This window comes from Streptomyces sp. HUAS 31, assembly GCF_028198125.1.
GTDB classification, from domain to species: Bacteria; Actinomycetota; Actinomycetes; order Streptomycetales; family Streptomycetaceae; genus Streptomyces; species Streptomyces chartreusis.
Map to the genome: position 1 here is coordinate 7,323,953 of NZ_CP116353.1, position 20,399 is coordinate 7,344,351.

Below are 20,399 nucleotides of genomic sequence, written 5' to 3' on the forward strand. Positions count from 1 at the left end.
GCCCCTCGTGCCCCGCCTCGGAACGCGCCCTTCCGTGGTACCGGTGACTCACGCTACTGTCCCTGCGGCTTGTGCGACCTGTGGTGCGCGACCCGTCCGAAGGAGGAGGGGCCGCGTCATGCGTTTCCGTCCCACGTCCCTGCTGCTTGCCGCCGTGCTCGCGGTCGGCAGCGCCACTCCCGCCCTCGCGGCGCCCACGGCGCCCCCGGATCTCGTCCAGGATCCGACCACGTACGTCGATCCGCTGATCGGCACCAGGAACGGCGGCAATGTCTTCCCGGGTGCCGTCACGCCGTTCGGCATGCTGTCCTTCAGCCCGGAGAACACCAGAGGCGACGCCACCCGCACCGCCGCGCCGGGCGGTTACCACTACGACGCCACCCGCATCCGCGGCTTCAGCCTGACCCACATGTCGGGCACTGGCTGCGCGGGCGGCAGCGGCGACATCCCGTTCTTCCCGTACGCCGGCGAGGTCACCTCGTCGCCCGCGAGCGACACCAAGGACGCCGTCTACGCCTCCGACTTCAGCCACTCCGACGAGAGCGCCGAGCCCGGCCGGTACCGGGTCCGCCTCGCGTCCGGCGTCTCCGCCGACCTCGCAGCGACTGCCCGCACCGGCTCGGCCCGCTTCACCTTCCCCGCCGACAAGCCGGCCTCGCTGCTCGTCCGCAGCGCCAACTCCGAGGTGGGGTCGACCGATTCGACCGTCCGGATCGACCCGGCGAAGCGGACGATCTCCGGCTCCGTGACCTCCGGCAACTTCTGCGGCTACCTCGACCCGGAGGGCCGGCGCTCCTACTACACCGTCCACTTCACCGCCCGCTTCGACCGCGCCTTCAAGGCCACCGGCACCTGGAAGGACGACCGGCTCACCCCCGGGTCCACCGAGGCGAGCGGCGGCACGGGCGGGTTCGGCAGCGGCGGCCGGCCCGTCGCGGGCAAGGGGGCGGGCGGCTACGTCGAGTTCGCGCCCGGCACCGGACCGGTGAACGCCAAGGTCGGCATCTCCTACGTCAGCCAGGCCGGCGCCGAGGCCAACCTCGCGGCGGAGAACCCGCCGAACCGCTCCTTCGACAGTGTGGCGGACGCGGCGCGCCGGGCCTGGCGCGAGCGCCTCTCGGCGATCCGGGTCGGCGGCGGCACCGACGCCGAGCGCGCCACCTTCTACACCGCGCTGTACCACGCGCTGCTGCACCCGAACGTCATCAGTGACGTCGATCGCAGGTACCGGGGCTCCGACAACCGGGTCCACGTCGTGGGCAAGGGCCACCGGGCCCAGTACGGCACCTTCTCCGGCTGGGACGTCTACCGAAACCAGGTGCAGCTGCTCACGCTCCTCGATCCGCGCGTCGGCTCGGACATCGGCCAGTCGCTGTACGTGCTGGCGGAGCAGAACGGCGGTGTCTGGGACCGCTGGCTGCACGGCGCGGGCGGCACGCACGTCATGAACGGCGACCCCTCGCCCATCGCCCTGGCCGGCATCCGCGCCTTCGGCGGCACGGACTTCGACCTGGGCGGGGCCCTGCGGTCGCTGGTGAAGGCGGCGACCGTACCCACCGACAAGGACCTGTCGCCGGCCGGCAAGCCGGTGCTGTCGGTCGGGCAACGTCCCTCCCTGGACAAGTACTTGAAGCACCACTACATGCCGTCCGTGTCGAACGCGTGGGGCGGTGCCGCCGAGACGCTGGAGATGTCCGGCGCCGACTTCGCCCTCTCGCAGCTCGCCGCCGAGGCGGGGCAGAAGGACACGGCGAAGACCTTCGCCGACCGCTCCCAGTGGTGGCAGAACAACTTCAACATCGCCGCCACCGAGGACGGCGGCTACATCGCCAACCGCAAGGCCGACGGCAGCTGGGTCACCGGCTTCACCCCGGCCACCGGCAACGGGTTCGTGGAGGGTACGGCCGCCCAGTACACCTGGATGGTCCAGCACGACCCGGCCGGACTCTTCGCCGCCATGGGCGGCCGTGCCGCGGCCGAGCGGCGACTCGACACGTTCTTCCACGACTCCGACGGCGGCTGGGCCTTCACCGGCAGCGGCGGCGACAAGTCCGAGATGGACAACGAGCCGTCCATCAACGTGCCCTACCTGTACGCCTACGCGGGCGCGCCGTACAAGACGCAGGAGACGGTCCGCGCGGCGATGCGCGCGCTGTGGTCCACCGAGCCCGGCGGCATCCCCGGCAACGACGACCTCGGCGCCATGTCGTCCTGGTACGTCTTCTCCGCGCTCGGCATGTACCCGCAGGTGCCCTCCCGCGCCGAACTGGTCCTCGCCTCACCGCTGTTCCCGCGCATCGAGATCGATCGTCCGGGCGGCGGCGACATCTCCGTGCGCGCGCGGGGTGCCGCCGCCGACGCCCCGTACGTCCACTCCCTGGCGGTCAACGGCCGCAGCAGTGAGCGGTCCTGGCTTCCGGCGTCCTTCGTGCGGGACGGCGGCCGACTGGACTACACGCTGTCCGCCACGCCCGACCCGGCCTGGGGCGCGTCCGAGGCGCCGCCGTCCTTCCGGTCGGGCGAGCAGCCGTACCAGATCGGCGTCGGCCCGACCGCGGCGACCGTCGCGCCGGGCGGAAGCGCCGAGGTCGGCATCCGTGCCCTGTCGATGAGCGGGGGAGCGGGCCCCGACGTGCGCTTCCGCGTCGACGCACCCGACGGGATCACCGCGTCGCCCGCCGAGGGCACCGTGACCGACGGCTCGCAGCAGATCACGCTGACCTCGGCCGAGGCCGCGAAACAGGGCTTCTACTCCGTCGAGGTCACCGTGACCTCGGGCGGCAGCTCCTACGTCCAGCCCGTGTCCCTGACCGTCGCGGCGCCGGGCACCCTGCTGGCGGCCTACAACAACACCGGAGTCTCCGACGACGCGGGCGACCACGACGAGGCCGACTTCGACGGGGGCGGCTGGAGCTACTCCCGCCAGGCCCTCGCCGAGGCCGGTCTGACGCCGGGCGGGCAGGGCACGGTGGGCGACCTCGCCTTCACCTGGCCCGACTCGCCCGGCGGCCGTCCGGACAACGTCTCGGCGGCGGGCCAGACGATCGAACTCGCCGCTCCGGCGAGCCGGTTGTCCTTCCTCGGCAGCGGTGTCAACGGCAACCAGCAGTCCAGGGCCACCGTCACCTACACCGACGGCGGCACCGACACGATCGACCTCGCCTTCACCGACTGGACCGTCGGCGGCGGCGCCGGCACCGTCCAGTACGGCAACGAGGTCGTCGCCAGGGCCGCCTACCGCAACGTCGCGGGCGCGGACCGGGACCCGGTCGACACCTACGTCTTCGCCACCAAGCCGTTCACGGCACCCGAGGGCAGGACCGTCGCGCGGGTGAAGCTGCCCGACGACACCGACCTGCACGTGTTCACACTGGCCGTGGGCTGACGGCCCCGGGCAGGTCCAGAACCCCGGCCAGCCAGTCGAGCTGGCGGCGTACGTGCACGGCGTCGCCGCCCTCGTGGCCGTTGAACGGATAGGCGTGGATCTCCTTGCGCGGGGCGACGCCCGACAGTTCCGCATAGCGGTTGAAGGCGCCGTACGCCCCGCTCGGCGGGCACACCGTGTCACGCAGGCCGACCCCGAAGTGGGCCGGTGCGTGCGCCCGCCGGGCGAAGGAGATCCCCTCCAGGTAGGAGAGCGTGTCGTAGGCGGCCCGCTCGGCGCCCCGGTGCACGGAGAGGTACGCGGTGATCTCGCCGTAGGGCGAGGCGTCGGTGAGGTCGAGCGCGCGTCGGATCCCGCACAGGAACGGCGCGGTGACCAGCAGCGCCGCCAGGTCGGGGACGAGTCCCGCGACGGCCAGGGCGAGCCCGCCGCCCTGGCTGTTGCCCACTGCCGCGACCCGTGAACGGGCAACGCCCGGCAGGGCCCGCACCGCCTGGACCGCACGGACGGCGTCCGTGATCAGGCGGCGGTGGTGGTGGTCCCGGGCGGCGAGCAGGCCGCGCACCGCCGGGCCCGGTCCGCCCGGCGCCGTGGCGTGCGGGTCCGGGGTCACGCCCCCGTTGCCGTACTGGTCGCCCTGGCCCCTGTTGTCCATCAGCAGATGGGCGTATCCGGCGTTCACCCAGGTCAGTCGCTCGTGCGGCAGACCGCGGCCACGGCCGTAGCCCGCGTACTCGACGACGGCGGGCAGGGGCTCGCGCACTGCGGCCGGTCTGCTGAACCAGGCCCGCACCGGGTCGCCGCCGAAGCCCCGGAAGGTCACGTCCCAGGTCTCCGTCAGCCGCAGCCCGGTGGTCACCGGCGTGGCCGAGACCAACACCTCCGGCCGTGCCGCCTCCTTGAGGGTGGCGTGCCAGAACTCGTCGAAATCGGTGGGCTCCCGAAGGGCCGGACGGTAGCGCTCCAGTTCCTCCGGCGGCAGGTCGAACGCGGGCAACCACGACCTCCGATTGTTGCGTTTCCAACTCTGAATGTTTCGCTGAATCAGGCGCGTTGGGATCTCTGCCGCCTCAACTGGCCCTCTCTGTCAGCCCCATTGACAGCCATTACACCCGCCCCTAACCTCGCCGCAAAGTTGCCGGTACGACTCCGAAACTTTCGGTGCCACCGGGAGGCCACCGCATGAGCACCCCCACCACGTCGGCTCCACCGCACGGCACCCGGCGGCCGCCGCCGACGAAGGCTCCACCCCGCCGCGGCCGGCGCCCGGGGCGCACCGGACTGCGGCGGGCGCTGCGCCGGGACTGGCAGCTGTACTCGCTCGCCGTGCTGCCGCTGCTGTTCTTCCTGGTCTTCCGCTATCTGCCGATGCTCGGCAACGTGATCGCGTTCCGGCGCTTCGAACCGGGCGGGTCGATCTTCGGCGAGCAGTGGGTGGGCCTGCGCTATGTCGAGATGTTCCTGAGCGACCCCACCTTCTGGCAGGTGTTCCGCAACACCCTGTGGCTCGGCGGACTCACGCTCGTCTTCTGCTTCCCGATCCCGATCGTGCTGGCGCTGCTGCTGAACGAGGTGCGCCGGCGCTCGCTGAAACGGTTCGTGCAGTCGGTGTCGTATCTGCCGCACTTCCTGTCGATCGTGATCGTCGCCGGCATCACCCTCCAGATGCTCGCCACGGACGGCCCCGTCAACCATGTGCTGGGCTGGTTCGGGCACGACCCGATCCGGTTCATCCAGGAGCCCGAGTGGTTCCGCACCGTCTACGTCGGCTCGGAGATCTGGCAGACCGCAGGCTGGGGCACGATCCTCTACCTCGCCGCGCTCACCACCATCGACGAGGACCTGTACGAGGCCGCCCGCATCGACGGCGCGGGCCGCTTGCAACAGATCTGGCACGTGACGCTGCCCGGCATCCGGCCCACGATGATCACGCTGCTGATCCTCAACGTCGGCACCTTCATGGCCGTCGGCTTCGAGAAGGTCCTGCTGCTGTACAACCCGCTGACGTACCAGACCTCCGACGTGATCTCCACGTACGTCTACCGGACCGGTGTGGAGTCCAACAGCTTCAGCTACGCCGCCGCCATCGGCCTGTTCGAGGCGATCATCGGCCTGGTCCTGATCACGTCCGCGAACCAGCTCTCGCGCCGCACGGTGGGGACCAGCCTGTGGTGAGGCCGAGCCGTTCCCAGCGCGTCTTCCACGGCGCCAACGGCGTGATCCTCACCCTCGTCGTGGTCGTCACCCTCTATCCCTTCCTCAACATCGTGGCCCGTTCCTTCAGCGGGGAACGCCAGATCCGGGCCGGTGAAGTGACCCTGTGGCCGCGGGGGTTCAACCTCACCACGTACGAGATCGTCTTCAAGGACGCGATGTTCTGGCGGAACTACGGCAACACCGTGCTCTACACGGTCGTCGCCACCGTCGTCGCCATGGTCCTGACGACCTGCTACGCGTACGTCCTGTCGAAGAAGCAGCTCAGGGGGCGCGGGGCGCTCGTCGGCATCGCCGTGTTCACCATGTTCTTCACCGGCGGACTGATCCCCAACTACGTCCTGATCACCAGCCTCGGCCTGAAGAACAGCGTCTGGGCCATCGCCCTGCCCAACGCGATCAGCGTCTTCAACCTCCTGGTCATGAAGGCCTTCTTCGAGAACCTGCCGACCGAGTTGGAGGAGGCCGCCCAGATCGACGGGCTCAGCACGTACGGCATCCTGCTCAGGATCGTGCTGCCGCTGTCCAAGGCGGTCGTCGCGACGATGGTGCTCTTCTACTCGGTGTCCTTCTGGAACTCCTGGTTCAGCGCGTTCCTGTACATGGACCGCACCGATCTGATGCCGGTGACCGTGTACCTGCGCAACCTCATCCAGGGCGCCACCGGCGGCTCCAACGCCGGTGCCGGTACGGAGCAGCTCAGCCAGGTCGGCGCGAACATCCAGGCGGTCACGATCGTGCTCACCGCGCTGCCGATCCTCTGCGTGTACCCGTTCGTCCAACGCTACTTCGTCTCCGGCGTGATGCTCGGCGCCGTCAAGGGTTGACAAGGGAGTATCCGTGAACAACGCAGAACACCTGTCACGACGTCAGCTGCTCGCCGCCGCCGGCTTCATCGGCCTGGCGACCCTCACCTCCTGCGGCAGCGGCGACGACGGAGGGGACTCCAAGGACCTCTCGAAGAAGCAGAACGGCGCCATGAAGGAGTACCGCGCCGGGCAGCAGTTCAAGGCCGCCAAGCCGCTGTCCTTCTCCATGCTGCACAACAACAACCCGGTCTACCCGACGAAGGGCGACTGGCTGTTCTGGAAGGAGGTCACCGAACGCACCGGGATCACCCTGGAGCCCGTGGACGTACCCCTGGCCGACTACGAGAAGAAGCGCAGCGTCCTCATCGGCGCCGGAGACGCCCCCTTCCTGATCCCCAAGACGTACCACCCCTCCGAGGTCGCCTTCGTGTCCTCCGGCGCGATCCTCCCCGTCAGCGACTACGTCCACCTGATGCCGAACTACCGGGACAAGGTCAAGCGGTGGAGGCTGGAGCCCGAGCTCGACTCCGTCCGCCAGTCCGACGGCAAGTACTACCTGCTGCCCGGCCTGCACGAGAAGGTCAAGTCCGGCTACTCGCTCGCCCTGCGCACCGACGTCCTCGAAAAGCACGGCCTGGCCCTGCCGATCACCTGGGACGAGGTGTACGACGTCCTGACGGCCCTGAAGGGCGAGTACCCCGACAAGTACCCCTGGACCGACCGCTGGAGCACCAACACGCCCTTCCCGTGCGGTGCCCTGTTCAGCTACCTCGGCCAGGCGCACGGCGTGAAGGCGGGCTGGTCGTACGACAACATCAGCTTCGACACCGGGGCGCGGAAGTTCGTCTTCACCGGCGCCCTGGACGGCTACCGCCGGATGATCGAGTACCTCGGAAAGCTCGTCGCCGAGAAGCTGCTCGACCCGGAGAGCTTCACCCAGCAGGACGAGCAGGCGGTGCAGAAGCTGCTCGCCGAGAAGTCCTACGTCATCAGCGCCAACCCGCAGGAGCTGGTGCAGAACTACCGCTACAACCTCCACAAGCAGGTCAAGGGCGCCGAGATCGAGATGGTGCCGGTGCCGCTCGGCCCGGCGGGACCCGTCGTCCTCGGCGGCCTCCGGCTGGAGAACGGCATGATGATCTCCAGCAAGGCCCTCAAGAGCGACACCTTCGTCGCGATGATGCAGTTCGTGGACTGGCTCTGGTACTCCGACGAGGGCCAGAGACTCTGCAAGTGGGGCGTCCCCGGCGTCACCTACACCGAGTCCGGCGACACCTACGAACTCAAGCCCGGCATCTCCCTGATGGGCTCCGACCCCGACGCCCCGAAGGACCTCCAGAAGGACTACGGCTTCTTCAACGGCGTCTTCACCTACGGCGGCAGCTGGCCCCTGGTCTCCTCCTCCTTCAGCCCGGACGAGAAGAAGTTCCAGGACGCCATGTCCCAGCGCGAGCAACTGCCCGTCGACCCCGCCCACCCGCTGCGCTCCGTCGAGCAGGAACAGGCCACGCTCTGGGACACCCCGCTCAAGGACCACACCATCCAGAACACCCTCAAGTTCGTCCTCGGCAAGCGCCCGATGTCCGAGTGGGACGCCTACGTCGCCGAGCTGAAGGCCAAGAACATGGACCGGCTCGTCGACCTGCACAACAAGGCGTACGAGCGCTTCGAGCAGGAGAACGGATGAGCGGCGCCCCGGGCCACGGCAGGAGGGTGTCATGAGCGGCGTGGGCACGGCCGGCTTCGGCACCGGAGTCCTCTCCCGTGCCGCAGCCCTGATCCACACCCTGGTCACCGTCGAGGCCCTGCTGCTCCTGGCCGCCTCGCCCGGTCTCGCCGCGCTGCTCCTCCTCGGCGCCGACCCGGCCAACCTCCCGCTGGCCGCCGTATGCCTCCTCCCGCTCGGCCCGGCCCTGTCCGCCGCCCTGTACGCCCTGCACCACCGCACCGGCGACCTCACCGACCTCCACCCGGCCCGCGCCTACGCCCGCGGCTGGCGGCTCAACGCCTGGCCCGCACTGAAGCTTTGGACGCCCCTGCTGACCTGGCTGACGGTCATCGCCTTCACCCTCACCCACTTCTCCGCCACCGGGCTGCCCGGCTGGTGGGCGCTGCTGCTCGCCGCGATCGGTGCCTGCTCCCTGCTGTGGGGTGCGCACGCGCTGCTGCTGACCTCCCTGTTCACGTTCCGGGCCCGCGACACCGCCCGCCTCGCCGGGTACTTCCTCCTCCGGCACGCCCGCGCCACCCTCGGCGCCGCCTCCCTGCTCGTACTGGTGGCCGCGTCGACCGCCCTGCTGACCGAGGCCCTGCCCGCCCTGCTGGCCGCCCCGCTGCTGCTCTCCCTGCTGCACAGCGGCCGCCCGGTGATCGCCGAGACCCAGGAGGAGTTCACCGCATGACGGCGCCGCGCACCCCGAAGATCCCGTACGGCGGCGACTACAACCCCGAGCAGTGGCCGCAGCCCGTCCAGGACGACGACCACCGCCTGTTCACCCGGGCCCGCATCGACACCCTCACCGTCGGCGTCTTCTCCTGGTCCCTGACCCAACCCGCCCCGGACACCTACGACTTCACGTTCCTCGACGGCATCCTCGACCGCGCCGCCGCCGAGAACCGCCGGGTCTGCCTGGCCACCGGCACCGCGGCCCTCCCGCCCTGGCTCGCCAGACGGCACCCCGACGTCAACCGCACCGACTTCGAGGGCCGCCGGCACCGCTACGGCCAGCGCCACAACTTCTGCCCCAGCTCACCGGCCTACCGCGAGCACGCCACGGCACTGGCCGCCCGCCTCGCCGAACGCTACGCGCACCACCCCGCGCTGCTCGCCTGGCACATCAACAACGAGTACGGCGGCACCTGCTACTGCGACCTGTGCGCCGAGGCGTTCCGCCACTGGCTGCGGGACCGGTACTCCACCCTCGACGCCCTCAACGACGCGTGGTGGACGGCCTTCTGGTCGCACCGCTACACCGACTTCGCCGAGATCGAGCCGCCGAACGCCCTCACCGAGCACTGGCGCGGCCCCGACCACACCGCCTTCCAGGGCATCACCCTCGATTACTTCCGGTTCACCACCGACGCCCTGCTCGGCTGCTTCCTCGCCGAGAAGGAGGCGATCCGCGCCCATGACCCGGACACGCCCGTCACCACCAACTTCATGGGCATGTTCCGCCCCCTCGACTACCACCGCTGGGCGCCCCACCTCGACTTCGCCTCCTGGGACAGCTATCCGCCCCTGGACGCCCCACCGACCTGGCCCGCCCTCGCCCACGACCTGATGCGCGGCCTGAAGGGCGGCGCCCCCTTCTGGCTGATGGAGCAGACGCCGTCCACGACGGCCTGCCGGGACGTCAACCCGCTGCGCCGCCCCGGCGAACTCCGCCTCGCCACCTTCCAGGCCATCGCCCACGGAGCCGACGCCGCCCTCTACTTCCAGATGCGAGCCTCACGCGGCGCCTGCGAGAAGTACCACGGCGCCGTCATCGGCCACGCGGGCCGCGACGACACCCGCGTGTTCCGCGAAGTTTCCGCCTTGGGCGCGGAGTTGGAGGCGCTCGGTGACGCCACCCTCGGCGCCCGCACCCCGGCCCGCACCGCCCTCCTCTTCGACTGGGACAGTTGGTGGGCCCTGGAGATCTCCGACGGCCCCTCCCGGCTCGTCAGGTACCAGGAGGTGGTGCACTCCTACTACCGGGCCGCCCGCGAGGCCGGCGCCGACGTGGACGTCGTCCCGGTCACCGCGGACCTCACCGCGTACGACGTGGTGCTCGCCCCCGCGCTGTACATGGTCAAGGGCGATATCGCGGCCCGCCTGGAGGCCGTGGCGGAGCGTGGCGGCACCGTGCTCGCCACCTTCCTCTCTGGCCGCGTCGACGAACACGACCGGGCCTTCCTCGCCGACGTCCCGGGCCCGCTGGCGCCGCTCATGGGCGTGCGTGTCGACGAATGGGACTCCCGGCCCGGCGAGTTCGTGCAGCCCGTGAGCATGGGGGACTTCGAGGCGGAGGCGCGGCTCGTCTTCGAGATCGTGCAGCCGCGCGGCGCCGAGCCGGTCGGCTCCTACGGCACCGACTTCTACGCGGGCACCCCGGCCGTGACCCGGCACGCCTACGGCAAGGGGGAGGGCTGGTACGTGGCTACGGCCCTCGACCGGCCCGGCGTCGACCGGATCGTCCGCCGGATCCTCGCCCGCCACGACCTCCTCGGCCCCTGCGCCGACCGGCCGACCGTCGAGACCGCGACCCGTGTGGCCCCCGACGGCACCCGCTTGCTCTTCCTCCTCAACCACGCCCCCGAACCGGCCCGCTTCACCGCCCACGCCACCGGCACCGACCTCCTCACCGGCAAGCGGGTCGAGAAGGGCGAGCAGCTCACCCTCGATCCGCTGGGCACACTCGTCCTGCGCATTCAGTAGATGCGGCGCCCATGTGCGTCGGCCACACCCGACTTGCGCAAGAAGTAGCTGTTGATCTGGTCGCGCCACTCGCGGGCACTGCGGAGCTGCTCCTCGTACCGCTCCGCCACCCGCGCATGGCGCACCGGGTCGATGAGCCCAGCCAGCGACGCCCACACCTCGCGGGCCCGCTCCACCTCCTCCACGCCCTCGAAGTGCGTGTCGTACATGTGCTGGATCACCGTCTTCCCGCTGCGCAGCACATGGTCGTACGACACATGGTGGAAGAACAGCAGCAGCTCGTCGGGGCAGGAGGACAGCGACTCGTACACCTCGGCCCACGGCTTCGCGTACTGCCCCGCGTACCCGGTGCCGGTCGCCACGGTGCGGTCGACGCCGATGCCGTCGCGGTCGGCGAAGTGGTAGGTGCCCCAGGGGCTGTACTCGTAGCCGTCCACGCTCGGCCCGTAGTGATGGCCGGGCTGCACCATCCAGCCGACGCCGAGCGGCGCCGTGTACTTCTCGTACGTCCGCCACGAACCGTCGAGCACCGCGTGCAGCCCCGCCGCCGGTCCGTCCCCGAAGGTGAGACCGATCCACTCGTCGAGGATCCGGCCAGGATCGGCGTCCGGCTGCCAGGCCAGCCGCCCGAAGGTGTACAGGTTCGCCTGGGCCAGCGGATGCCCGGTCCAGAACGGGTCGTCACCGACGTTGGACACGGCGACCATCGTGTCGGCCAGCTCCGCGACGGGCACCCCGTCGGGCCGGAACCGCAGCACCTCGCTCCACATCGGCCCGAGCCAGCACACGTGCCGCTGCTGCCCGGTGTACTCCTGCGTTGCCTGCACCTCGACCGCGAGCCTGGTGCGCGGCATCGCGCCGATCAGCGGGGACACCGGCTCGCGCACCTGGAAGTCCATCGGACCGTGCTTGACCTGGTGGACCGCGTTCGGCGCGAACTGCCCGTCCATTGGCACGAAGTGGTCGTACGCGGCCCGCGCCCGGTCCGTCGTACGGTCCCGCCAGTCCTGCCGGTGGTCGTAGACGAACGCCCGCCAGTGCACCGTGCCGCCGAACGGCTCCAGGGCGGCGGCCAGCAGGTTCGCGCCGTCCGCGTGACTGCGCCCGTACGCGAACGGTCCCGGCTGCCCCTCGGAGTCCGCCTTCACGACGTACCCGCCGAAGTCGGGGATCGCCTCGTACACCCGCGCGGTCGTCCGCGCCCACCAGTCGCGCACGCCCTCGTCCAGCGGATCGGCCGTGGGCAGCCCGCCGAGCACCATCGGCGCGGCGAACGTCACCGACAGATGGGTCCGGACGCCGTACGGGCGCAACGCCGCCGCGATCCCGGCGACCTCGCCGACGCGGTCGGTGAGCAGCCGCGCCTCGGTCTCGTGGACGTTGACGTTGTTGACCGACAGCGCGTTGATCCCGCACGCCGCCAGCAGCCGTCCGTACGCCCGCACCCGGCCCAGCAGCTCCCCGCGGGCCCGGCCGTCCGCCCAGAACAGCGACCCGCCGGCGTAGCCCCGCTCCACCTGGCCCATCACCGGGTGCACCGCCACGTTGTCCCAGTGGTCGAGCATCCGCAGGGCCACCGCCGGCCGGTGCGCCTGCCGGGGCCACTCGCCCCGGAACGCCTCCTCGCCGAGCCGCAGGACGTGGAACAGCCCGTACAGCAGCCCGCGCCGACCCGAGGCCGTGACGGTGGTCGTCGTGCCGTCCTCACGCCCGCACACGAACTCCTCGGACCCGTCGTCCTCCCCGGCCCCGGACAGCCGCAGCACCAGGTCGTACGAAACGCCGTCGCCCGGCCCGGGGTCGCGTACGACGCGACCACCGAACCGGGCGACGGCTTCCGCCACTTCCCCGTGCACCGTCTCCGCCCGCGGACCCGATCCGAGGATCAGCGTCCGCCGGGACCCGAGAGCCCGGAAGGCGTCCGGCGACAGCCAGGCCGGGTCGACGCCCTCGGGGAGGACGGGCACGGGAAGCGGCATGGGACTCCCAACTCCGTTGTTCAGCCGAGTAGTTCGACCTCCGCCAGAGTCGCCTCACCGTCGAGGACCAGGCGGTACTTCTCGTACGTACCCGGTGACCTCACGGAGAACGCCCGTGTCTGCCGGTCCCAGGCGAAGGACTGACCGGAGCGCTCGTCGAGCGTCCGCCATGTGGTGCCGTCCTTCGACGCCTGGAGCTTCCAGCCGGTCGGCGCCTTCGTACGGTCCGACGGGGACGTCAGGGTGTACTGCACGGCCTTGGTGCCCCCGGAGACCGGCAGGTCCACCGAGGTGGCGTTCGCCTGGGTCGCCGAGGTGTTGTCGAACAGCGCCCCGTCGCCCTTCAGCGCGTCCGCCCGGGGCGTCGGCACCTTGTCGTCCTGGGCGATCGACACGGGCGCCGCGTTCTTTCCGGTGCCCCAGGTGGAGGGCCGCGAGCCCATGTCGAACTCCAGCACGCCGCCCTTCGCGAGCATCGAGTGGGGGAGCGCGGTCGACTTCCACGGCACGCCGTTGAGCTTCACGCCCTGGACGTACACATTGCGGGCGCTGTTCTTCGGCGCCTTGACGACCAGCTCCCGGCCGTTCTCCAGATGGACGGTCGCCTTGGTGAACAGGGGCGAGCCGATGGCGTACTCGCCGCTGCCCATCACCAGCGGGTAGAAGCCCAGCGCGGAGAACAGGTACCAGGCCGACTGCTCGCCGTTGTCCTCGTCGCCGTGGTAGCCCTGTCCGATCTCGCTGCCGACGTACAGCCGCGACAGCACCTCACGGACGTTCTTCTGGGTCTTCCAGGGCTGCCCCGCCGCGTTGTACATGTAGTTCGCGTGGTGGGCGACCTGGTTGGAGTGGCCGTACATGCCCATCCGGACGTCCCGCGCCTCCGTCATCTCGTGGATGACACCGCCGTAGGAGCCGACGAAGTCGGGCGAGGCGGTCTCCGGGGTGTCGAAGTACTCGTCGAGCTTGTCCGCGAGGCCGCTGCGGCCGCCGTAGAGGTTCGCGAGCCCCCGGCTGTCCTGCGGGGCGGTGAAGGCGTAGCCCCAGCCGTTGGTCTCGGTGTAGTCGTAGCCCCACACGCGCGGGTCGTACTTCGAGGACTCGACGCGCCAGTCGCCCTTCTCGTCGCGGCCCTGGAAGAAGCCGGCCTTGGAGTCGAAGAGGTTGACGTAGTCCTGCGCGCGGTTGAGGAAGTATGCCGACTCCTCCTTGTACCGCTTCTCACCGGTCTTCTTGTACAGGGCCTGGCCCATCTTCGCGATGCCGTAGTCGTTGAGGTAGCCCTCCAGCGCCCACGACAGGCCCTCGTGCGTCTCGGCGCTGGTGTAGCCGAGGAAGGGCGAGGTCGACATGCCCTTGCGGCCCACACCGGACGACGGGGGCACCACGGTCGCGTTCTTCACGGCCGCGTCGTACGCCGACTTCGCGTCGAAGTCGACGCCCTTGACGTAGGCGTCCGCGAAGGCGACGTCCGAGGACGTTCCGGTCATCAGGTCCGCGTAGCCGGGAGAGGACCAGCGGGAGGTCCAGCCGCCGTCCTTGTACTGCTGCACGAAGCCGTCGACCATCTCACCCGCCTGGCTCGGTGTGAGCAGCGAGTACGCGGGCCACGTCGTCCGGTAGGTGTCCCAGAAGCCGTTGTTGACGTACACCTTGCCGTCGACGATCTTCGCGCCGGTGTGCGTCGGGGTGTCCGGATTCGGCATCGGCGAGAACGGCGACGCGTACTGGTACTTCGAACCGACCTTCTCGAAGCCGGAGTTGGGGTACAGGTACAGCCGGTACAGGCTGGAGTACAGCGTGGTCAGCTGGTCCTGCGTCGCGCCCTCGACCTCGACCTTGCCGAGGAGCTTGTCCCACTGGCGCTGGGCGCGCGACTTCACCGTCTCGAAGGAGGCGCCGTCGACCTCCTGGCGCAGGTTGTCCTTCGCCTGGTCGATGCTGATCAGCGAGGTGGCGAGACGCAGCGTGACGGTCCGGTCGTCCCCGGCGTCGAAGCGCAGATGGCCCTTCACCCCACTGGAGGAACCCTCGGTCACCGGCTTGTCGAAGGTGCCGTACACGAACAGCCGGGTCGCGCCGGTCGACAGCCCGGACTTCACGTCCGAGTAGCCGGTGACGACCCCGTTCTCCTTGTCGAGGGTCAGGCCCGCCTGGTCCGTCACGTTGTCGAAGAGGACGCTCGCGTCGTCACCCGGGTAGGTGAAGCGCAGCACCGCCGCGTGGTCGGTGGGCGCCATCTCGGCCTTCAGCCCGTTCTCGAACCGCACGCCGTAGTAGTAGGGCCGCGCGGTCTCGTTCTCGTGCCGGAAGGCCAGCTCGCGCGCCTCACGCCCGGTGTCCGGGGTGCCGGCGGCGGCCGACGGCATCACCTGGAAGGTCTGCCGGTCACCCATCCAGGGGCTGGGCTCATGGCTGGCGCTGAACGCCTGGATCGTCGGCAGGTTGTCGGCGTTGTTCGAGCGGGCGTAGTCGTACAGCCAGCTCAGCGAGCCCGCGTTCGTCACCGGCGTCCAGAAGTTGAAGCCGTGCGGCACGGCCGTCGCCGGGAAGTTGTTGCCGCGCGAGAAACCGCCGCTGGAGAGGGTCCCGCGGGTGGTGAGCGCATAGTCGGACAGATGCGCCTTGGGCTTCTCGGGAGCCACCTGCTTCAGCGCGATGTCGTCCAGCCAGCCCCGGAACTTCGCCGGGCCCTTGGGGGAGTCGTAGGCCACGAGTATCCGGTCGACGGTCTTGCCCGCCGCGACCGTCCCGATCCGCGAGGCGACGTTGTTCCACTGATTGACGTAGAGCACCTTGGCGGCGCCCTGCCCGCGCGGCGTCAGCGGGAAGCCGTGCTGGTCGGTGGCGCCGAGGTCGCTCAGATGGGTGCCGTCGGTGAAGGCGAGGTCGACGGAGACGTTCGTGGCGTCGTAGTCGAGGTCGCCGTCCGCCATCGACGGGAAGACGCGGTAGGACAGCCGGGTGTCGCGGCCGACGGCGACGTTCACGTCGTAGACCTTGTTGTACGAGTACGCCCGACCGTCCGCGGTGTGCCGGCCGGCGTACTTGAGCGCCCGCTTGCCGGTGAAGCCGGCGCCCGCCTTCGCGGTCGGCGAGCCGCTCGGGCCCCGGTCGACCAGGGACAGCATGTCCTGCGGTATCGGTGTGTCGCTGCCGCCCGTGGAGAACTGGACGTCGGCGAGCTGGAGGATGCCGGAGGCACCGTTGTTCCTGGTGACCTCCAGCCGGAAGTGCTGGTATTCGGCCGATTCCGCGAGATCGTACGTCTTTGTCTGGAACCGTTCGGAGAACGTCTCACCCGAGCGGGTGTCGACGGTCTTCCAGTCCTTGCCGTCGGAGGAGCCCTTCAGGGTCCAGTCCCGCGGGTCGCGCTCCGCGTAGTCATTGGCCGAGGTGAGGGCGTACTTGGCGATCTTCACCGGCTTGTCCAGGTCGAACTCGACCCACCCGGTGGTCTCGAAAACCAGCCACTTGCTGCTGGGCTCCCCGTCGACGAGGTTCTCCTTCACCTCACCGCCGCCGGAGTTCTCCCCGTTCGCCCGTACGTCCGTGACATGGTCGGTCACATTGCCCGGGATGCCGCTGCTGTAGCCGCCGTCCACACCGGAGGCGCGCTTGCCGCCGTCCGCGGTGGTGTCGACGGTGTTGAGCCAGTCGGGTGCCGGGTCGTCCGCCTCGAAGGACGACGCGAACTCCCGGTCCGCCGCGGCGGGCGCTTGGGGCAGGGCGACCGCCGCGCCCTGCGAGCCCACGGCCAAACAAAAGGCGGTCGCCGACACGACCGCCGTACCCCATCTGTGCCGAGCTCTCTGCTGCATAAGCCGGTACCCTCCCTGCGCACGGGACAACGTTGTCAATTCGCTGCGCAAGGATCAGTTGTGGCTCAAGTGCCAAGTATTGTCAAGGGTGTTGGCTGTGGCATTCGGGGCTTATGTCGCGGATTTTTCGGGCAAGCGGCGCACAGGCCCCTCATATTTCCGTGAGGTCTCAACTCGGAAAAGACCACCGGCGAACCTTGCATTCGATCTTGCTCCGCTGGCGGGAAGTGGACTATACCTGTCGGCACTTCGCACGATTCCGTACTTCCTGCACGACCCCAGCTTGACCCGATAGCGGTGCCGGCGGTGATCCGGTTCACCGCCTGAGTCCTGGAGAAGGCGAGGACTTGAGCATGGGATCCACTTCCGCCCAGAACCACGAGTACAACGGCTCCGCACGCGTCGGACGTCGCGATCTGATCAAGCGGTCCGCCGCGCTCGGCCTGATCTCCGTACCCACGATGAGCTTTCTTTCCGCCTGTGCCAGCGGCGGGGGAGGGGGCAACGGGGACAAGGCCAAAGAAGGCAAGAAGACCGCGAAGAACCCGCTCGCCGTCAATGACACGGCGCAGATGGAGTTCGTGCTGTTCGACGGCGGCTTCGGCAAGGAGTACGCCGAGGACGCCGTCAAGATCTACGAGAAGAACTTCCCGAAGGTGACGGTCAAGTTCGCCGCCACCCAGAAGATCCAGTCCACCCTGCAGCCCCGTTTCAACCAGGGCACCCCGCCGGACCTCATCGACAACTCCGGCGCCGAGCAGATGGACATGGGCGTCCTGGTCGGCAAGGACCAGCTCGCCGACCTCACGCCCCTGCTGGACGCCCCGTCGTACGACGACCCGAGCAAGAAGGTCCGCGACACGCTGCGCCCCGGCATCGTCGAGATGGGCCAGTTCGACGGCGAGAAGGTCTGGATCCTCTACTACGCCTACACGGTGTACGGCGTCTGGTACTCGCAGAAGGCCCTGGACTCGCTCGACGAGCAGTACCCGGAGACCTGGGACCAGATGCTCGCGGTCTGCGAGAAGGCCAAGAAGAAGGGCATGGCGGGCTGGACGTACGCGGGCAAGTACCCGTACTACCTCCCCTTCTCGCTCTACCCGATGATCGGCAAGGTCGGCGGTGTCGAGGTCCTCGACGCCATCGACAACCTGGAGCCGAACGCCTGGAAGCACCCGGCGGTCAAGGCCTGCTTCGAGGCCTACTACGAGCTCTACAAGAAGGGCTACGTCCTCAAGGGCACCCCCGGCCTGGACCACATCCAGTCGCAGACCGCGTGGGCCCAGGGCAAGGCGCTGTTCATCCCGAACGGCTCCTGGGTGGAGAACGAGTCGGCGAACGTCATCCCGAAGGACTTCGACCTCGCCGTCTCCGCCCCGACCGGCATCGACTCCTCCGACAAGATGCCCTTCGGCACGATCTGGGCGTCCGGCGGTGAGCCCTTCATCGTCCCGGCCAAGGCGAAGAACACCGCGGGCGGCATGGAGCAGCTGCGCATCATGCTGAGCGAGGCCAGCTCCAAGAACTTCACCGGCAAGGTCAAGTCGCTCACCGCCTACAACGGCGGCACCGACGGCATCACGCTCACCCCCGGTCTGAAGTCCGGCGTCGCGGCGCTGGACAAGGCCGGCCAGAACGTGGTGAACCCGCGTCTCCAGGACTGGTACGTGCAGCTCCAGAAGGAGAAGATCGGTGTCTCCGGTCTCGGCGAGATGATGGCCGGACGCCTCACCCCGGCCGAGGCCATCAAGAAGATCCAGGGCTTCGCCGACGAGGCGGCCAAGGACACGTCGATCAAGCACTACAAGCACCAGTAGGTCCCGTGAGGACCTGTCACCAGCGGCTGCACCCGCGCGCAGATCGGGGTCGATAGCAATGCAGCACGGCAAGTACAAGTTCATCGTGGGGTTCCTCGCGGTGCCCCTGGGGCTGTACGCGCTCTTCGTCGTCTGGCCGTTCATCCAGTCCATCTACTACTCGTTCACGGACTGGACCGGGCTGAGCCCCGAATTCAAGATGGTCGGCTTCGACAACTACGAGAGGATGCTCGACGACGACATCTTCTGGAAGTCGTTGCAGCACAGCCTGCTGTTCGCGTTGTTGCTGCCGCTGGTGACACTCAGTTTCGCGCTGTTCCTCGCCTTCATGATCAATGTGGGCGGCCGGCGCAGAAAGGGCGGCCCGGCCATCACCGGTGTCCGCGGGTCCTCGTTCTACAAGATCGTCTATTTCTTCCCGCAGGTGCTCTCGATCGCGATCGTCGCGCTGCTGTTCGCCTTCGCGTACAACCCGGACAGCGGAGCGATCAACTCGATCCTGCGCGGCATCGGACTCGACAGCGTCCAGCCGCTCTGGCTGGGCGACCCGAATCTCGCGCTGTGGGCCGTGATGGGAGTGATCGTCTGGTCCACGGTCGGCTTCTTCGTGGTCCTGTTCTCCGCGGGCATGGCCTCCATCCCGGCGGATCTGTACGAGGCCGCGCTGCTCGACGGGGCCGGCCGCGCCAGTACGTTCTTCCGGATCACCCTGCCGCTGCTGTGGGACACCGTGCAGTCCGGCTGGGTCTACATGGGCATCCTCGCCCTCGGCGCCGAGTCGTTCGCGGTCGTACACATCATGACGACCGGACCCGGTGGCCCCGACTACTCGACCACGGTCATGGTCCTGTACGTGTACCAGAAAGCGTTCCGTGACGGGCAGGCCGCCTACGCCACCACGATCGGTGTGGCCCTGCTCGTCGTCACGCTGGCCTTCGCCGCGGTCGTCATGCGGCTGGGGCGTCGCGAGCGGCTGGAGTTCTGACAGATGAAGACGACCGAGACCACCGCTCCCGTACCGGCCGAGTCCGGGATGCCCATCACCAAGACCGGGGTGCCGGCGAAGGCGCCCGCCAAGGAGAGGAAAGAGGGCACCGTCCTCAACGTCTTCTCCCACGGCGTGCTCGTCATCTGGGCGTTCATGGTCGCCATGCCGCTGCTCTGGGCGGTGATGACGTCCTTCAAGGACGACGCCTCGATCTTCAGCTCGCCCTGGTCACTGCCGGACAAACTGCACTTCTCGAACTGGTCGCGGGCATGGACCCAGGCCAACATGAGCGACTACTTCCTCAACACCATCCTGGTGGTGGGAGGTTCGCTGATCGGCACCCTGGTGCTGGGTTCGATGGCGGCCTACGTGCTCGCCCGGTTCGACTTCCCGGGCAACCGCTTCATCTACTTCCTGTTCATCGGCGGTATGAGCTTCCCGATCATGCTCGCGCTGGTCCCGCTCTTCTACGTCGTGAACAACATGGGGCTGCTGAACACGATCCACGGGCTGATCCTGGTCTACATCGCGTACTCGCTGCCGTTCACCGTGTTCTTCCTCACGGCGTTCTTCCGAACGCTGCCGACATCGGTGGCGGAGGCGGCCTTCGTCGACGGTGCCTCGCACAGCCGTACGTTCTTCCAGATCATGCTCCCGATGGCCAAGCCGGGTCTGATCAGCGTGGGCATCTTCAACTTCCTGGGCCAGTGGAACCAGTACATGCTGCCCACGGTCCTCAACACCGATCCCGACAAGCGGGTCCTCACCCAGGGCCTGGTGCAGCTGGCCGTCAGCCAGGGCTACAAGGGCGACTGGTCCGGTCTCTTCGCCGGTCTGGTGATGGCGATGCTGCCGGTGCTCGCGGCCTACATCATCTTCCAGCGCCAGGTGGTGGCGGGGCTGACGGCGGGAGCTCTGAAGTAGTCCGGGGCCGCGATGTGACGTAAGTCGAACGTAGCGCTCCGAAAC

The 20,399-nt window shown here is 69.1% G+C and carries 12 protein-coding genes; 9 read left to right on the forward strand and 3 right to left on the reverse strand.

The window, feature by feature from the left end; translation table 11 throughout:
• Positions 1–118: 118 nt before the first annotated feature.
• Complete coding sequence (locus PGH47_RS32540) at positions 119–3,385, forward strand: GH92 family glycosyl hydrolase (protein ID WP_271666340.1); 3,267 nt, start codon at positions 119–121, stop codon at positions 3,383–3,385.
• Here PGH47_RS32540 and PGH47_RS32545 read toward each other — a convergent pair.
• On the reverse strand, positions 3,366–4,382 hold the full coding sequence (locus tag PGH47_RS32545) for an acetylxylan esterase (protein ID WP_271666341.1): 1,017 nt from the start codon (positions 4,380–4,382) through the stop codon (positions 3,366–3,368). The two genes, PGH47_RS32540 and PGH47_RS32545, sit on opposite strands and share 20 nt — an antisense overlap.
• 185 nt (positions 4,383–4,567) lie before the next feature.
• On the opposite strand from PGH47_RS32545, the gene PGH47_RS32550 reads away from it, so the two are divergent.
• From PGH47_RS32550 to PGH47_RS32570, 5 genes are read left to right on the forward strand one after another with little or no spacing between them, the layout of a single operon-like run.
• Positions 4,568–5,560 carry an ABC transporter permease gene (locus PGH47_RS32550; RefSeq protein WP_271666342.1) on the forward strand — a complete coding sequence of 331 codons (993 nt, stop codon included), beginning with the start codon at positions 4,568–4,570 and terminating at the stop codon, positions 5,558–5,560.
• Entirely contained in the window at positions 5,554–6,426 is an 873-nt protein-coding gene (locus tag PGH47_RS32555; protein WP_271666343.1) for a carbohydrate ABC transporter permease, read from the forward strand. Before PGH47_RS32550 ends, PGH47_RS32555 begins: the two co-directional genes overlap by 7 nt.
• 13 nt (positions 6,427–6,439) lie before the next feature.
• Entirely contained in the window at positions 6,440–8,095 is a 1,656-nt protein-coding gene (locus tag PGH47_RS32560) for an ABC transporter substrate-binding protein (protein ID WP_271666344.1), read from the forward strand.
• 31 nt (positions 8,096–8,126) lie between these two features.
• Positions 8,127–8,810 carry a hypothetical protein gene (locus PGH47_RS32565; protein ID WP_271666345.1) on the forward strand — a complete coding sequence of 228 codons (684 nt, stop codon included), beginning with the start codon at positions 8,127–8,129 and terminating at the stop codon, positions 8,808–8,810.
• Entirely contained in the window at positions 8,807–10,825 is a 2,019-nt protein-coding gene (locus PGH47_RS32570) for a beta-galactosidase (protein WP_271666346.1), read from the forward strand. Before PGH47_RS32565 ends, PGH47_RS32570 begins: the two co-directional genes overlap by 4 nt.
• Here PGH47_RS32570 and PGH47_RS32575 read toward each other — a convergent pair.
• Entirely contained in the window at positions 10,819–12,804 is a 1,986-nt protein-coding gene (locus tag PGH47_RS32575) for an alpha-glucuronidase (protein WP_271666347.1), read from the reverse strand. The genes PGH47_RS32570 and PGH47_RS32575 overlap by 7 nt on opposite strands.
• 20 nt (positions 12,805–12,824) lie before the next feature.
• Entirely contained in the window at positions 12,825–16,625 is a 3,801-nt protein-coding gene (locus tag PGH47_RS32580) for a GH92 family glycosyl hydrolase (RefSeq protein ID WP_271666348.1), read from the reverse strand.
• Between the two features lie 353 nt (positions 16,626–16,978).
• Here PGH47_RS32580 and ngcE point away from each other — a divergent pair, with 353 nt between their 5' ends.
• The 3 genes from ngcE to PGH47_RS32595 are packed head-to-tail and all read left to right on the forward strand — an operon-like array spanning position 16,979 to position 20,354.
• Entirely contained in the window at positions 16,979–18,442 is a 1,464-nt protein-coding gene (gene ngcE, locus PGH47_RS32585) for an N-acetylglucosamine/diacetylchitobiose ABC transporter substrate-binding protein (protein WP_271666349.1), read from the forward strand.
• Positions 18,443–18,500: 58 nt separating this feature from the next.
• A complete protein-coding gene (locus PGH47_RS32590; RefSeq protein WP_125524627.1) occupies positions 18,501–19,427 on the forward strand; it encodes a carbohydrate ABC transporter permease in 927 nt (308 codons plus the stop codon).
• Positions 19,428–19,430: 3 nt separating this feature from the next.
• Positions 19,431–20,354 (forward strand): carbohydrate ABC transporter permease, encoded by a 924-nt coding sequence (locus tag PGH47_RS32595; protein ID WP_107907631.1) that lies wholly within the window; start codon positions 19,431–19,433, stop codon positions 20,352–20,354.
• Positions 20,355–20,399 lie beyond the last annotated feature (45 nt).